16 protein-coding genes and 1 pseudogene are annotated in these 15,167 nt (G+C 57.4%); 6 read left to right on the forward strand and 11 right to left on the reverse strand.

Annotation, left to right across the window (positions count from 1 at the left end):
* Window positions 1-188: 188 nt before the first annotated feature.
* Window positions 189-1,130, reverse strand: a complete 942-nt coding sequence (locus tag CLV97_RS16175) for an amidase domain-containing protein (protein WP_245891664.1) — start codon at window positions 1,128-1,130, stop codon at window positions 189-191.
* Between the two features lie 259 nt (window positions 1,131-1,389).
* Between CLV97_RS16175 and CLV97_RS16180 the strand changes: the two genes are divergently transcribed.
* Both CLV97_RS16180 and CLV97_RS16185 read left to right on the forward strand, forming a co-directional pair.
* The gene (locus tag CLV97_RS16180) at window positions 1,390-2,640 is read left to right on the forward strand and encodes a C15 family peptidase (RefSeq protein WP_106346569.1); all 1,251 of its coding nucleotides are present in this window, start codon (window positions 1,390-1,392) and stop codon (window positions 2,638-2,640) included.
* Window positions 2,641-2,840: 200 nt separating this feature from the next.
* Window positions 2,841-3,287, forward strand: a complete 447-nt coding sequence (locus CLV97_RS16185; protein ID WP_106346570.1) for a VOC family protein — start codon at window positions 2,841-2,843, stop codon at window positions 3,285-3,287.
* Here CLV97_RS16185 and CLV97_RS16190 read toward each other — a convergent pair.
* From CLV97_RS16190 to CLV97_RS16205, 4 genes are read right to left on the reverse strand one after another with little or no spacing between them, the layout of a single operon-like run.
* On the reverse strand, window positions 3,276-3,821 hold the full coding sequence (locus CLV97_RS16190) for a methylated-DNA--[protein]-cysteine S-methyltransferase (RefSeq protein ID WP_106346571.1): 546 nt from the start codon (window positions 3,819-3,821) through the stop codon (window positions 3,276-3,278). The genes CLV97_RS16185 and CLV97_RS16190 overlap by 12 nt on opposite strands.
* Window positions 3,822-3,873: 52 nt before the next feature.
* The gene (gene queG / locus CLV97_RS16195; protein WP_106346572.1) at window positions 3,874-5,040 is read right to left on the reverse strand and encodes a tRNA epoxyqueuosine(34) reductase QueG; all 1,167 of its coding nucleotides are present in this window, start codon (window positions 5,038-5,040) and stop codon (window positions 3,874-3,876) included.
* 30 nt (window positions 5,041-5,070) lie between these two features.
* Entirely contained in the window at window positions 5,071-5,514 is a 444-nt protein-coding gene (gene rnhA, locus CLV97_RS16200) for a ribonuclease HI (protein ID WP_106346573.1), read from the reverse strand.
* Between the two features lie 13 nt (window positions 5,515-5,527).
* Entirely contained in the window at window positions 5,528-7,231 is a 1,704-nt protein-coding gene (locus CLV97_RS16205) for an ABC-ATPase domain-containing protein (RefSeq protein ID WP_106346574.1), read from the reverse strand.
* 161 nt (window positions 7,232-7,392) lie between these two features.
* Between CLV97_RS16205 and CLV97_RS16210 the strand changes: the two genes are divergently transcribed.
* Window positions 7,393-8,055: a B3/B4 domain-containing protein gene (locus CLV97_RS16210; protein WP_106346575.1), complete on the forward strand. Its 663-nt coding sequence runs from the start codon at window positions 7,393-7,395 to the stop codon at window positions 8,053-8,055.
* A 1-nt stretch (window position 8,056) separates the two neighbouring features.
* Here the strand turns inward: CLV97_RS16210 and CLV97_RS16215 are convergent, their stop codons facing one another.
* Entirely contained in the window at window positions 8,057-8,701 is a 645-nt protein-coding gene (locus CLV97_RS16215) for a uracil-DNA glycosylase (protein WP_245891667.1), read from the reverse strand.
* 153 nt (window positions 8,702-8,854) lie between these two features.
* On the opposite strand from CLV97_RS16215, the gene CLV97_RS16220 reads away from it, so the two are divergent.
* The 3 genes from CLV97_RS16220 to CLV97_RS16235 all read left to right on the forward strand — a co-directional run bounded on the left by CLV97_RS16220 (window position 8,855) and on the right by CLV97_RS16235 (window position 12,043).
* Window positions 8,855-9,376: a GNAT family N-acetyltransferase gene (locus CLV97_RS16220; protein ID WP_106346576.1), complete on the forward strand. Its 522-nt coding sequence runs from the start codon at window positions 8,855-8,857 to the stop codon at window positions 9,374-9,376.
* A 510-nt stretch (window positions 9,377-9,886) separates the two neighbouring features.
* Complete coding sequence (locus CLV97_RS16230) at window positions 9,887-11,014, forward strand: slipin family protein (RefSeq protein WP_106346578.1); 1,128 nt, start codon at window positions 9,887-9,889, stop codon at window positions 11,012-11,014.
* A gap of 204 nt (window positions 11,015-11,218) precedes the next feature.
* The gene (locus tag CLV97_RS16235; RefSeq protein WP_245891669.1) at window positions 11,219-12,043 is read left to right on the forward strand and encodes an HAD family hydrolase; all 825 of its coding nucleotides are present in this window, start codon (window positions 11,219-11,221) and stop codon (window positions 12,041-12,043) included.
* A 343-nt stretch (window positions 12,044-12,386) separates the two neighbouring features.
* Here CLV97_RS16235 and CLV97_RS16240 read toward each other — a convergent pair.
* From CLV97_RS16240 to CLV97_RS18425, 5 genes and pseudogenes are all read right to left on the reverse strand, one after another.
* Window positions 12,387-12,894 (reverse strand): annotated as a pseudogene (locus tag CLV97_RS16240) (N-acetyltransferase family protein).
* Window positions 12,895-13,239: an ArsR/SmtB family transcription factor gene (locus CLV97_RS16245; RefSeq protein ID WP_106346580.1), complete on the reverse strand. Its 345-nt coding sequence runs from the start codon at window positions 13,237-13,239 to the stop codon at window positions 12,895-12,897. It lies immediately after the preceding pseudogene.
* A gap of 70 nt (window positions 13,240-13,309) precedes the next feature.
* Window positions 13,310-13,765 (reverse strand): ArsI/CadI family heavy metal resistance metalloenzyme, encoded by a 456-nt coding sequence (locus CLV97_RS16250; protein ID WP_211295777.1) that lies wholly within the window; start codon window positions 13,763-13,765, stop codon window positions 13,310-13,312.
* Window positions 13,766-14,153: 388 nt separating this feature from the next.
* A complete protein-coding gene (locus tag CLV97_RS16255) occupies window positions 14,154-14,861 on the reverse strand; it encodes a creatininase family protein (RefSeq protein ID WP_106346581.1) in 708 nt (235 codons plus the stop codon).
* An 18-nt stretch (window positions 14,862-14,879) separates the two neighbouring features.
* Window positions 14,880-15,167, reverse strand: a 288-nt coding sequence (locus CLV97_RS18425; RefSeq protein ID WP_211295778.1) for a hypothetical protein, incomplete at its 5' end; no start/stop codon positions are given.

Here is a 15,167-nt window from a genome sequence, read left to right on the forward strand (position 1 = left end):
AAAAAACCGGCCTCGGGGAACAAGCCAATAAACCGCGATCGCACCCATCGCGATGACGGATGACCATCCCCTCCGAGAAACCTGTCTGAGCGGCGGCGACGACGCCTCATTTCCAATTATAACAAAAAATCCCCGGTTGCAAATCCGGCTTCTCTCCAACCAATAGAGCACCGGTGACCCTTCTCTCCCTATCCCTCGATCCGGTAGAAGCGGTACCGGGTATTGGGGGTCCAGGCGTAGGAATCGCGATAATCCCAATAGCGATGGCGGCAGTTGACCGTGTGGGCGTTGACCAGGGGCATGCCCAACGGATCCTTGGCCGTAACGATGGTGTTGTGGTCCCATCTACCGTCTCCGTCCCAATCATAGCAGATAATGTCGCCGGGATAGAGCTCCTGAGGACGGCTCACCTGGACCGCCCGCATCGGACCACCGCCTTTCGTCAGGTACCAATGAAAGCTGTGTGCCACGGCCCAGCTGTAGCTCCACAGGTCGGTCCGGTACCACCATCCGCGGTCCCGCATCGGAGAAGGATCCATCGGGATGCCCCCGGCATGGATGCATTGGGAAACGTAATTGGTGCAGTCCACGTCAAACCGGCGATACTTGGGATTGTATCCGTTCCACCAAAGGTTGGCGTATTGAACCGAACGCCGGCGGTCATATCCTGAAGAGGTGAAGACGGGGGGCGTTTCGGGTTCGGACAGGCTCGCCCGGGGCGGCCGGACCCACTCCACGGGTTCCGCCTCCGGGGTGCAGTGGGCGATCTTCCAGCCGTCCCCCACAAACTGTATGAGGACCCGGAACCAGGCGATCTCTTCCTCTTCGAAGATCGTATCCTTCTGCTCCACCGTCAATCGCCGGTCGGAACGAATCCAGAGGAGGACCTCCTCCTCTTCCATCCGCTCCCGCCGCGCTACCCGGATGCGGCAGTCCCCCTTGACGGGCCTGATTTCCCGGTCTCTCACCTGCTTACGGGCCCGCTGCATCCGTTCCGTCTCCGCCTTCACCCATTCCGCCTCGGAGTCGGTCACCAGGCGAAACAGCCTCTCCTCTTCCCCTTCCAGCCAGAAGCGGTTCTGGGACTCGAACCAAGCGACCAGCGGCTTGTACCAAGGACGCTCCCTCATGTTCCCTAACCCCTTCGTCTCTTTTTTTCTATCACTATGAGACGATGAGAAAAAATAGACCGAAAGAAGGCGGTTTTGACCGGATTTTTTCAAGAGCCTCAGGCGGAAGCAAGGTGCCGCCTTCGACCTCCCTCTTCCACGGAGTCATAGAAATCGTTGAAAGGGATTTTCCGTTTTCCTACAATGAAAATGCGCGGTCAAATCGGAATGTTTTTCAAATTCCTTCCCGGGTCCGCCGGCGGAAAAAGGAGATGGGAAGATGGCAGAAAGCGATGTCTCGAACCGGTCATCGGCAATTTCCATCGAGGAAACGTCAGGGGGTTCCTGTTTCGACTCCGCCCTTCCCGTGACGGCTGAAGAACGGCGAATTGCTGACGGTGCGCCCATACCGCAACAAATTCTCGAAGACAGCCGGTTTGACCGGTTCGTCACGGCGTTTGAACGGGATTTATGCTCCGCGCGCAGCGCAGCGGATGCGAAAAAGGCGGTGAAGAAGCACGCCGCCCTGCTGTGGCGGACCGCCGTGGACCGCGCTCAGGGGAGACGTCTCGATCTGGGCGATCTCGACCCCTATGACGACCGGCCGCTCTACTGGGCACGGCTGCACATGACGCGGGCCTTGCGCCGATGGGCACCCGACTTTCCGATCAAGGCGTCCGACAAGCGGGGGCTGTTGAAACAACTGGAGTACGCCTCCCGCGGCATTTCCTCCGTCGACTTCCCCGAGGGGAGGAATGTCAAGCGAATTCTCGTCAGCGGCTTCGATCCCTACCGGCTTGAACAGGAGTTCCGGCGCAGCAACCCCTCCGGCGCCGCCGCCCTGCAGCTTCACGGATTGCGCGTAGACACGGAGGTCGGACCCGCTGTCATCCAGGCGGTGATTTTTCCGGTTCGATGGCGGGATTTTGAAGACGGCATCGTCGAGGATGCGTTCGCTCCCTTCTTGAAACCGGGGCCGAAGCGCATCGATTTGATGATGACCATCAGCCAGGGCCGCAAACGGCAGATGGCGATCGAGGGCTACGCCGGGCGCTGGCACGCGGGCACCGACAACAACCTGGAGTCCCGATCCGGCGTGATTCCCACCGTATCCCGCTGGCCGATGCCCGACCCCCTGCCCGAGTTTATCGAGACGACGTTGCCCGTAGACGCGATGGTGGAGGCGGGAACAGGACCGTGGCCCGTTTTCCGGAACAACCGGGTGGGTGAGTGGCAGCCCCCCGATTTTGTCGAATGCGCCTTCCATGAAAGGGGGCCGACCCCCGGCTCGAAAGCCCGAGCCGGCAGCGGCGGAGACTACCTCTCCAACGAGAGCCAGTACCGTTCCAACCGCGTCCGCCTCGGCCTGGGAGCCGTTGACATCCCGGGCGGGCATCTGCATGTGGCGGCGTTGGAGTTCTACCCTGAAGACCGCCTGGCTTACATCGATCCGGCCTTTCAACGCCACCGCAAAGCGATCGTCGATCAAACGGTGAGCCTGGTGAAGGCCGCCGCAAGGGCGTTGAAGTAGCCCAAAAATCAGAGAATCCATATCCAAAGGGACTCCGCAGCGGCAGGCACAGCCGCCGGGCGGAGTCCCTTATTGCATAGGGTTCGATGGGTCGCAAGAAAAGAAGCTCTTTTCAAGGATGAAAGGGATGGTTTAGAAACTTTTTGATATGGTAATATACTTTATTGTTTCAAGAAAAACATCCAAGGGAGAGAGAAACCGTGATCAAAGGCTTGTATGAAGTGCACTTTCAAGTGGAACAGCTGGATCGATCGATTGCCTTCTACGAAAAACTGGGGCTGACGCTGGCGTGGAAAACGGAAGGCATCGCCTTCATGTGGATTGAACCGGAAAAAAGCTGGTTGGGACTGTGGGAAAAGCCCCGCGGGAATCATGTCTTCGCCAAACATCTCGCCTTTCGTGTGGATTTTGAGGACATGCCCGGGGCGATCGACTGGCTGAAGAAGCGGGGCATCCAACCGGAAAAGGATGGGAAATTCGAGCCGATCGAACCCGTCGTCCGCCCCGACCAGAGGAACGCCTCCGTTTATTTCAGCGATCCCGACGGGCACCGCCTGGAATTGATCTGCCCGGTCCCCGGAGACGCTCCAAAGGAGTTGCCCAAAATGTACTGGAGCGAGTGGCAACGACACCGATCATCGCTTTAGCGGTTTCTGCGGCAAAGGAACCCCCTCCAGCTTCAACAGATATTCCTTGATGGACAACCCGCCTCCGTAACCGACGAGGGAGCCGTTGGAGCCGATCACGCGGTGACAGGGAACCAGGATCGGCACGGGATTTTTGTTGTTGGCCCCGCCGACGGCGCGCACGGCTTTGGGGGCCCCGATGGCCCGGGCCAACTCCTTGTAGGAGCGCACCTCTCCGTAGGGGATGGATTGGAGCTCCCGCCAGACGCGCACCTGAAAGGGAGTTCCGTGCAGGTCGACGGGAAGATCGAAACGGCGCCGCTCTCCATCAAAATATTCCATCAATTGTTCCGCCGCTACCTCCAATTCCCGATCCTTTCGTTCCAGACGAGCGGAGCGAAACCGGCGATGGGTCCAGACCTTCAACTCGATCTGCGTCCTCTCTCCCGCTCCGAAATCGATGTAGCAAATCCCCTGGTTGGTCATCGCCAGCGTGAGCGGTCCGATGGGGCTCTCCATCTCGCTCCAGGCGATGACGCGCGGTTCCGGGATCATGTGAAGGACCTCCTTTAACCCTTTTCAAAAAATGTGCCGCGGATGGCGGGTCTCAACGCTTCGGAGAGGAACCGGGGGATCCTTCCTCCCTCCGAAGGCGGGCGAGGGCCTGCTCAATCTCCCGCCGCACGTCGGCTTCCGTCTCCTCCCGGTCCGCCGAGCAGAGCGCATCCAGCGCCTCTTGTCCTCCGATTTTGCCCAATGCCCAGGCCGACGTCCCGCGGATCGCCGGCCGGGGATCCTCGCGGAGCAGACGGGAAAGGAGGGGGACCGCCGAACGGTCGCGGAAATGGGCCAGAGCGATGATCGCGTTCCGCTGAATCGGCCCTTTCCCCCGCCAGGAACCGGCCATCTCCCCGAATTCCCGGCGAAACTGCCGGTTGCTCAAGCCGAGGATCGGCTTCAGCAGGGGTTTCACCTTTTCCGGATCCGGCCGGAATTCCCGCTGATGGGTGAAGTTCACCTTTCGGTTCTTCGGACAGACCACCTGGCAGGTGTCGCAACCGTACAGCCGGTTGCCGATCTTTTCCCGGTAGGGCTCCGGCACCATCTGCTTGGTCTGGGTCAAATAGGCCAGACACGCCTGGGCATTCAGTTGACCGGGCTGAACGAGAGCGCCGGTGGGACAGGCATCCAGGCAGGCGGTGCAATCGCCGCAGCCCTCCGTCACCGGGGTGTCCGGGGGAAGGTAAACATCGGTGATCATTTCTCCGAGATACACCCAGGAGCCGAACTCCTCGGTGATGAGCGCGGTGTTCTTTCCGACCCAGCCGATGCCCGCCCGTTCCGCGACGGCCCGGTCGGACAACGGCCCGGTATCCACCAGGATCTCCGCGGAGGCGGTCGGAACCATGGCAAGCAGGCACTCCTTCAAGGCCTCCAACCGCTCCCGCAGCACGTGGTGATAATCCTTCCCCCAGGAGGCCCGGCAAAAGATGCCGCGGTATGCGCCGGGTTTCGACTTGGGGGGGTTCGGCAGCCGGGAGGGATAGGCGAGCGCAACGGCGATGATGCTCTTCGCCTCGGGCAGGGTCTTGTCCGGATGGGTCCGCTTCTCCAGGTCCGGTTCCTCGAAACCCGACTCATATCCCTTCCGCCGGTGCTCGATCAGCCGTTCCTTCAGCTCGAGAAACGGATCGGCGGAGGCAAAACCGATCTTGTCGATGTTCAGCCGCTTCGCTTCTTCGATCAAGCGGGCCTTGATCTCCTCCGGACGCATCCTGCCACCTCCTCCCGATCTTCCGATTCCTCAGCCGTCCCCGCTTTGGGGCACCGCGGCCCGGGCCAGTTCATCGCACCGGTTGTTCCACTTGTCGTCGGCGTGGCCCTTCACCTTCAGAAAGCGGACATCGTGGATCCGGACCAGCCGGAGCAGCTCCTGCCACAGATCCCGGTTTTCCACCGGCTCCTTCCTGCTGTTCAACCACCCGTTTTTCTCCCATTTTTCATACCAGCGCTGCTCAAAGCAGTTGAAGAGATAGGCGCTGTCCGTATAGAGCCGGACCCGGCACGGTTCCTTCAGACGGCGGAGCGCTTCGATGGCGGCGGTGAGCTCCATCCGGTTGTTGGTGGTCATCCTTTCCCCGCCGGAGATCTCTTTGATCCGGCCGCCGTACATCAAGACCGATGCCCACCCGCCGGGACCGGGATTGCCGGAACAGGCGCCGTCGGTGTAAATGGTCACTTCTTTCACGGCCGTGCTCCCCTCACTGTATGGACAATGTGCGCAGGCGGTTGACCGCGGCGGCCAGCTCCAGCTTCCGCGGAAGGGCAAAATCCCCGGGATGCTGGCCGAAATAGGGGGAAATGACATCCAGCCCCTTTTCCTCAATCCGTTCGTACAATTCGTCAACCAACTGCTTCAAGGTCTTTCGCCCGTCGGCCATCCGCCCCAGCAGGCGCATCATTTCGGCGACGGCCCGGGTTTGGCTCACATCGACCAGCTGCTCCAGGGCGGACAAATCGACGGTGGTCGTCCCGAACTGAATCGTGTGAAGCCCTTTGGCATCCGCCTTTTCCTTTTTCCCCTTCCGGGGATCAAAACCTTTGGACAGCACCACCCGGTGCGTCACTTCGCCGAAGGAATCGCCCCCCTCCCGCTTCCGCTCGTTGCTCTTCTCCGCGGCGATCGCCTTCGCTTCCGAGGTGACGTCACGGGGCAGGTATTCGTCCATCATGATCACCGAGTCGGCCACATCGAAATAATCCCCCGAACCGCCCAGCACCAGGACGCTGGAGACGCCGAGTTCCTCATACATCTGGCGCACCTTGTCGATGAAGGGGGTGATCGGCTCCTTGCCCTTGGCCACCAGGGCCTGCATGCGCCCGTCCCGGATCATGAAGTTGGTGGCGCTGGTGTCTTCGTCAATCAGCAGGCAGGAAGCGCCCATCTCCAGGCTCTCCATGATGTTGGTCGCCTGGGAGGTGCTGCCGCTGGCGTCATCGGTGGAAAACCGGACCGTATCGCGGCCGAAGGGCAGGTTGTTGATAAAGGGGGAAATGTTCACCTTCTCCACCCTGCGGCCGTCCTCCGCCCGGACTTTGACCGCTTTCCGGTCGGTGATCACGTACTCCCGGCCGTCCCCTTCGATGTGGTCGTACACCCCGCGCTCCAGGGCCTTCAGCAGGGTGCTCTTGCCGTGGTAACCTCCGCCCACGATCAGGGTGATCCCGTCCTTGATCACCATCCCGCGGACCGGCTCCCCGTGGGGCACCTCGATCGCCGCCTCCATCGACGGCGGAGATTGGAAGGGAACCACCCGTCCGCTTCTCAGGGGCCGGTCGCTCACCCCGCTTTCCCGGGGCAGGATGGATCCGTTGGCGACGAAGGCGATCCAACCCTTCTCCCGCAGGTAATCGCGAATGGCCTTCTGGTTGTCCGCCAGGCGGAGCCGCTCCTCCAGCTTCTCCCGGTCGAGGGCGGATGCCGGCAGGCTGCGCTGGACCAGCCGGGGAAGGTCTTCACAGAGCATCTGCTTCGCCTTGTTCCCCAAAACCGTCCGTCCCCGCGCCGGCAAACCCACGGTGAGCCTCAGCTCGACGAACCGCTCGTTCACCACCACCGCCGTTCGCGGCAAAATCTCCTGGCCGGGGCGGTCCACCGCAAACAGACCGCTCTTTCCCGTTCCCTGAACCCGGAAGGAGAGCGACTGCACCTCCCGGGCCGCCTGGCGCAAAACCCAGTCCTCCAGGGCGATCCGGCGATGTTCATCCCCATACCATTTCCGGTCGTAACCGGCCCGCTGCTGGTCCATGCGCACCCGGATCCGGGAAGGGGATGCGAAGGGATCCCCCTGGACGTAATCTATAAATAAAGTAAAAAAAGGAAATCGGTATTCCCCCTGAATATCCTTGTAGGCTTTGTATCCCCTGCCGTCAATTCGACTCAGAATCTGCCTCAACCGTTCCATGTTCTCTCCTCCTTTCCGCTGTCCGCCGACCGGCGAAAAAGGACCAAGGCCCCTTTCCGCCGAATCAAAACAGACGGGGGATGACCTGAAACCGTTCCGGCAACCCTGTAATCACCATCTGTTATTCTATGGTATCCCGACCGGAGGTGAAAAAGCAAACAATGGTAATCCTTGACTCCGAACTCCGCAACCTTCTGCCCAACCTGAAACTGATCATCATCCGGTACGAAGGATGCACCGTCAGCCACTCCCCCCTTCCCTTCCGCGGTCGGTTTCGGCTGTTTCTGGAGCATCTCCGGATCGAACACGACCTGGAAAAGATCGGGAAGCTTCAACCGATCCGCGAATGGCGGGAAGCGTTTCGACGGCTGGGTTCCTCCCCTTCCCGTTACCGCCCGTCGGCGGAAGCCCTGCTGCGCCGGGTGCTGAAGGGGGAGACCGTTCACGAAGTGAACAGCGCCGTCGATGTGAACAACTTTTTTTCCTTGAAATATCTGCTTCCTTTCGGCATCTACGACGCCGACGCCCTGGAAGGGGACGTCACCGCGACCGTCGGAAAAGCGGGTGACGGTTATCCTGCGCTGAACGGCCGGGACGTGTCGATGGAAAACAAATTGCTCCTTCGAGACGAATCGGGGCCCTTCGGCAGCCCCTACGTGGATTCGTCCCGCACCGCCGTGACGGAGAAAACCTCCCGCTGCCTGCAGGTGATCTTCCACCTGGACACCATCGAGGGGGAAGATCCGGAGAGAATCGCTGACACCGTCGCCTCATCCTTCACTCAGATCAACGGCGGAAGGGCGAAGTCGGAGGTGATTTCCTGACCTATGTAAGGATCTCCCCCGATTCCCTCTCCGCCAGCACCTCCCGATAGGCGTCGCGGATCGCCTGGAAGTCGATCCAGGCCTCCTTTTTGCTGGCCGGGTTGCGCAGGAGGTAAGCCGGGTGGAAAGTCGGCATGATCCGCACCCCTTTGCGTTCAAACCACTGTCCCCGAATCCGGGTGATCCGCGCCTTCGGATCGAGGATCGCCCGCGTGGGGGCGGAACCCAGGGTGACGATCAGCTTCGGTCGAATCACCTTAAACTGCTCCCGGAGGATGTCGATGCACGTCTCCATCTCCTCCACCGTGGGAGTCCGGTTCCCCGGCGGCCGGCACTTGACGATATTGGTGATGTAGATCTCCTCCCGGGGGATCTCCGCCGCCTCCAACATCTTGTTCAGCAACTGGCCCGCACGGCCGACGAAGGGGCGACCCATCCGATCCTCGTCGGCCCCCGGCCCTTCCCCCACGAACATCAACGGAGAGCGGGGATTTCCCTCCCCGAAAACGAAACGGGTCCGCCGCTCATGCAACGGACAACGGGTACAATCAGCGTATTTTTTCCTCAGCTCTTCCAGCGTCATTCGGTTCACCACACCCGTGCTGTCGTATTGTTGAATAAGGCGGTACTCCTCGCCCGCTACCACAAATCATTTGGATCCGGTCCGAACAGCGCAGGACACCGGTCGCAGAGACCGCCCTTCCTTTCATTCTATCAACGAACCGTCGTTGAAAAAAGAGAATTCACACCCCTATTTTCCTCGCCGGCGATTTTCTTCAGCCAGAAAGGAGGAAGCGAAATGTTCGTGAGGAAAGCCGGACCCGCCGACGCCTCCGGCATCGCCCGGGTCCATGTGGAGAGCTGGCGCACCACTTACCGGGGAATCGTCCCCGACAGCGTTTTGGACAACCTGTCCGTCGAAAAGAGAGAAAACCATTGGAAACAGGACCTTCGGCAGGGGAAAAGCCGGACCTTCGTGGCGGAAACCAGCGGGGGTGAAATCGTCGGCTTTGCCTGCGGCGGACCCGAGCGGACCAAGGCATATGGATACGACGGGGAATTGTACGCCATCTACCTTTTGCAAAAATGCCAGAGAAAGGGGCTCGGCAGCCGCCTCTTCCGGGCGGCCGCTCAGGAGCTCGCTGCCGACGGGTTCCGCACTCTCCTCGTCTGGGTGTTGGCGGATAACCCCTCCCGCCGGTTCTACGAGGCCCTCGGCGGCGAAAAGGTGGCGGAAAAACCCGTCACGATCGGGGAAGCCACACTGCGGGAAATCGCCTACGGATGGAAAGACATCGGAGCGTTGGTCGATCCCGAATAAACCTCATTGACCCGCCCGAAAGATTTTGCTACCATATGACTCACCATTGTCGCGGTTTGCGGGATCTCGGAACGGTCCCACGGTGCTTTTTGCCCCCGTCGGCAGAAAGCATCCCGATGCAAACGGACAATGTGGGGTGTCGTGGGTTCGAATCCCACATCGCGTGTTGGACGCGATTAGCTCAGTGGGTAGAGCACCCGCCTTTCCGGCGACTTTACAAGCTTACTAACCGTTTTGCGCTTTTGGCGGAATCCTCGGTGGCATCGCAGGATGCCACACCGGGGATTGCGGCCTTGCAGTTCGGCGAACGGAGGCGGCCGATCCGCTCAGCCTCCCGGGCCGCTGAAAGGGAAGCCGGGCGGAAGAAACGATTCTTCCGCCCCCTTCGCTTTTAAGCCCGGACGCGGGCGGGGGAGCCGGTTCCTGAAGCCGGACTCCGCCCAATGCCCCGGGAGGATTCCGACCAAAAGCCGAAAACGCGCAGCAACACTTCTGAAGAGAGGATGCACCATGGTTCGGATTTGCGATGACGAAAGAGGTCTCTTGTTCAAGCGGGGAAACTATGTGAAACATCTGAAACCGGGAACCTACTTCTATCCCTTCGGAACCGTGATCCGGTTGAAGCTGGACGAGCCCTTTTCCGTTCCCGGCAAACCCATCCAGCTGTTCCTGAAGGACGAGGAATTGTTGCGGGAACTGACGGTCGTCGACGTGAAGGACCATGAATTGGCCATCCATTACCGGGACGGGAAATTTGCCGGCGTCTACACCTCGGGAACCTATGCCTTCTGGAACGCCCTCCACGAACACCGGTTTCTCATCGTGGACACGCGGAACCCGGAGGTGGAGCCGGATATCGACCCTTCACTCTTCGACAGAGTGGAGATGCAGGATTATTTTCATGTGTTTCAAGTATACCGGCACGAGTGCGGCATCCTGTACTATGACGGCGTGTTTCAGAAGAAGCTGGAACCCGGAAAATATTATTTCTGGAAGGGCCCCAAAACCGTGGAGGTCCAAAGGGTGGACCTGCGCCAACAGCAGCTGGAAGTGGCCGGCCAGGAATTGATGACCGCGGACAAGGTGACCCTTCGCCTCAATTTCTTCTGCCACTACAAGGTTGTCGACCCGTTGCGAGTGTTGGAGTTCAATTCCTTTGAGGACCAGATTTACATTCATCTCCAGCTGGTGCTCAGGGAATACGTCGGCACCCTCAAACTGGACGCGCTGCTCAACAAGAAGAAGGAAATCGGCGACTTCGTGCTGCAGAAACTGGAGGAGAAAAGCCGGGATTTCGGCGTGCAGTTCCTCGACGCCGGCGTCAAGGACATCATCCTGCCCGGCGACATCAAGGAGATCCTCAATACGGTCCTCCTGGCGGAAAAGCAGGCCCAGGCCAACATCATCACCCGCAGGGAGGAGACCGCTTCCACGCGCAGCCTGCTCAACACCGCCAAGTTGATGGATCAGAACCCGACCCTGTACCGGCTGAAGGAGTTGGAATACCTGGAGAGAATATGCGAAAAGGTGAGCAACATCACCCTGATGGGCGGCGGAAGCCTTTTGGAACAATTGAGCGACCTCCTCACCCAACGCTCCCGGCCGTCCGGCGGCGGCGACAAAAACCCGGAGACCTGACCGTTCCCCGGGTTTTTGTTTGTTTCCGCCGGAAAATCTTTCAGATATGTACAGCATACAAATTCATATAGTATAATTAACAGATATGTATCCCGCTTTTTTCTCCTTGTTCCAGCCGGATGGAAAGGGGAATGATTACCTCTCCTTCAACGGCAGCACGGGACGGAAGAGCAATATCTATAGAAGGGGTTGATCAGCGTGTCCATGTTGGCATATCCCTTTCTCGTTTCCGACATCGACGGAACGCTCCTCAACAATCGAAAAGAGATTCCCCCTCTGATCCGGCGAGAAATTGCCCACTACCGCCAGGCAGGCGGGTTGTTCACGCTGGCCACCGGCCGAAATTTCACTGAAACCGAGCGCTTTATTCGGGAACTGGACATCGACCTTCCGGTCATTTTATGCAACGGAGCCCTTGTATACAATCCCGCCACCCGGGAACTGATGCCGCTTGCCCATCTGAGCGACGACCTGGTCCGGGAAATCGTGAAGGATATGCCCCATCTGAGCCGAAGAATCGATTTTTTTGTTTATACCTCGCACCACATCTACACGACCCGCATCGGTCCCCTGTCTTCGGAGGGGCTTCAAAACGAAGAGCTGAAGTTGGAAGTGATCCCTTCCTTCGAGACCTTGCTCAACCAAAATTGGGTGAAGATCGCCGCCGTCTCCGACGAAGAAGGAATCAAGGAACTGCGCCGCTGGTTGGAACAGACCAAACTCCCCTTCACCTTCGTCCAATCCTCCGATCACTATTATGAAATCCTCCCCCCGGGCGTTTCCAAAGGAGCCGCCCTCCAGCGCGTGGCCGAGCAGTTGAACCTCTCCACCAAACAAGCCGCGGCAATCGGAGACCACTTGAATGACTTGCCCCTGTTCCAAACCGTCGGATTGTCCGCCGCCGTCTCCAACGCCCATCCCGAAGTCCTCCATGCCGCCGACGTGATCGTCCCGTCCAACGAGGAATTCGGTCTGTCCCATTTCATTCAGAACCATCTGTTCCGCCCCCCGCGCCAAGCGGCCCGGTAAATTCCTCGTCTGTTTTTGACCGGCTACTGCCGGTTTTTTCATTTTGTGTTAATCGCGAAGTATCTATAACCCGACAAAAACAGCTTTTCGCCCAATGCAACAGGAATATGTCGGAAGGAGCGCTTCGACCACCACCTCATTAGCTTCGATGATCCGGCCAAAGCGAAAGGAAAAGAAAAAGCGATGGCGGTGTTCCGCCGGATTCGGGAGAGATCGAAGAACGGGTTCGACAGTTTACTGAAGAAACAAAGGAAATGGATTGTACAGATCGCCCCCCTCAAACTAACAAGACCCATTCCTGGAATGACGACCTTACGCTACCGGTTTCCCTAAGCCATAGGCTCTAACAAATAAACCGCATCCCGAATTGGGGGTGCGGGTTTATTTTTTTGGGCTGTAAGATCTTCTCCATCACCATCACATCAACGAATTGGCCATCCGGCTTTCCTTGATTTTGAAACACTCCTACCTGCCGGAAGCCCATTTTCCGATACAAAAACTTGGCCGAGATTTAAAAGCCGTTTTCCTTCGCCTTTTCCTCCAATGCCCGCAATAGGCGGGAACCGACCCCTTTTCCTCGCCAAGAACGATCGATATAAACCGAAATATCCACCACACCTGCATAAGCACACCGATGAGAGTATGGATTGAGTGAAGCCCATCCCTGTACTTTACCGTTGAGCTCTGCACCACCGAGTGGTTCTTTGGTAAAACCATTGGTGCATCTCTTCAAAGTTTTTGGGATGCTCCTCCAAAGTGGCAATCCGATCCACAATCCCTTGGTTGTAGATGTCAAGAATCCGGGGAACATCTTTTTCCTCTGCTTCCCAAATGATCCAATCACAGTTCATTCATTCCACCGTCGCTTCCGTATGAAGGGAATTTAAGAAAAAACGGTTATTCAACTCCCGACAAAAGCGTTCTATGGTATCTTGATTTACGGCGTAATAATGCCACTTTCCTACTTTCCGCTCATGAAGAAGGCCGGCTTTTTTCAATTCTTTCAGGTGATAAGACACTTTGGATTGCTTCATATCCAACGCTTCTTGGATATCACAAACGCACATTCCCTTTGTACAACATGACGGGACCGCTGTTTCAGCACCCGCTTTGGCTATCAAGTCCATAATCTGCAACCGGATCGGATCAGAGAAGGCTCGGGCGATCAGGGTAAGTTGTTCAAGGTCGTACGTCATCGGACTCCCCTCCTTCTTGACGGCAACAACCCGGGGGAATCCCCCCGGGTTTAATTATACCGCATGATCTTCAGCAACACGTGCTGGTTTGTGTCGATTGGGAACGTTCTTCCGTGGAACAGCAAGCACTCGCTCCTTTAGGGGTTTCCCTCATAACCTCGGCGTCCCCTTTAACCACAAACACTTCCCAGCGGTGTCCATCGGGGCTGGTTACCCAAATTTTATCCTGTACCGCATAGCAACAGGTGGTATCCATTTCGTCGAAGATCGCTAATCCTGCGTCCTGCAATCTCTGTTTTGCGGCGAGAACTTCCTCGGTCGAGGATACTTGGATTCCCAAATGGTTGATGCCGCCGCTCACTTCGCCACCTTCGTTCAGGGTAAAGTTCAGGGCCGGTTCATCCAGATCGAACTTTGCATAGCCGGGGCGTACTTTCGCCGGCTCTTTACCAAACAGACACCGATAAAACTCAATGGAAGACTCCAAGTTCCTCACATTGACGGCCACATGGGGCTTCAATACCATATACATCCTCTCCTTTGGAAGGAATTATCCACAGCAAGACGGGGCGACACAACAGGTCAGATTTCTATATCGGAGGTAGCATTGATCGTAGATATTCCAGACGGCTTGGAGGATCTGCACCCATTTTCTCGGTTTCCCACGACGGTTCACCTTCTAAAATTCCTTTCGAATTTCTTCCTGGCGAATTTGGGACATCTGTATCATGACGTAATCGTGATTATACAAGGGCTTCACCTCCAAATCAACTTTTGTTGATATGATAATACATCAAAATTATTTGATTCGTCAATGACCAAATCAAAAAAGTTGATTCGATGGATGGCGAGGAGATTTTTGACTTGACCTTTGTTAGCCAATAAAAAATAAAAGACCGGGATTATCCCCGGCCTTACTTAATTTCCTCAATGTCTTCCAAAGCCGCCGCAACCTGATCCGTCAGGGCCTGCAGGAGCAATCTCCCCTTTTCAGCGGTTGCCCGGGTGGGAAAGCCGATTGTTCCGCTTTCGGTATAGGGTTTCATCCCGACGGTTTCCAGAAAAGGACGGTCAGCAACATCGCAATCGGAACGTTTGTCGTCCTTCACTGATTCCGGCCTCAGGTACATCATGAGGGAGGTCTCTCCCTCTCCGGCATGCATGTCCCGGCTGATGGTCTCGGTGATCCCAGCTGACCGATAAGCCTGTTCCCAGTGACGACGGTTTGGAAACGGCCCCCATACCGTTTGCGGATCATCGGCATTCAGTTCCTGAACGATATTCCGCAAAAGGTGATTGCCGCTGTGTCCGTTGATAATAACGATCTTAGAAATGCCGGAACGTTTCAGGGATTGGACGATGTCGGTGACCACCGCCGTCAACGTGTGGATCCGGAGCGATATGCAGCCGGGAAAACCCGCATGTTCAAAGGAAGCGGAATAGGGCAACAAGGGGACGCAGTAAGATGGCTCAAACCGCTTGGAGAGTTCATTCGCTATTGCCTCGGCGATAATTCCGTCCGTATTTAGGGGCAGATGGTAGCCGTGCTGCTCGGTGGCTCCGATCGGAAGGAACGCCAACTTGGCATCGGCCAGCGCACTCCACGGCGACAGCGCATTCATGAATCCACATCTCCTCGATCATCCAACTTGTGAGACGGCAAAAAGGTTCGAGCAAATTTTTCCAAGACACTTTAGCCGACGAAAGGTTTGCAATTCGTTTGCAATCAGGCTGAAAATAAAAATGGCGGGGGCTGAAAACCCCCGTGAGATTGATGACAAACCCCCTGGCTCTTTTCGCAAGAAAAGCGCCAGGGGTTGCATGTTTATGGGAAATAAACAGATAAAGGAAATTAGATTTGGTAAATTAGGCGGATCACAAAGCCTTTTCCTCTCTTCGAGAGGAGCAAGGCCATTTTTTTGATGTTT

It is taken from the genome of Planifilum fimeticola (assembly GCF_003001905.1).
Classification (GTDB): domain Bacteria; phylum Bacillota; class Bacilli; order Thermoactinomycetales; family DSM-44946; genus Planifilum; species Planifilum fimeticola.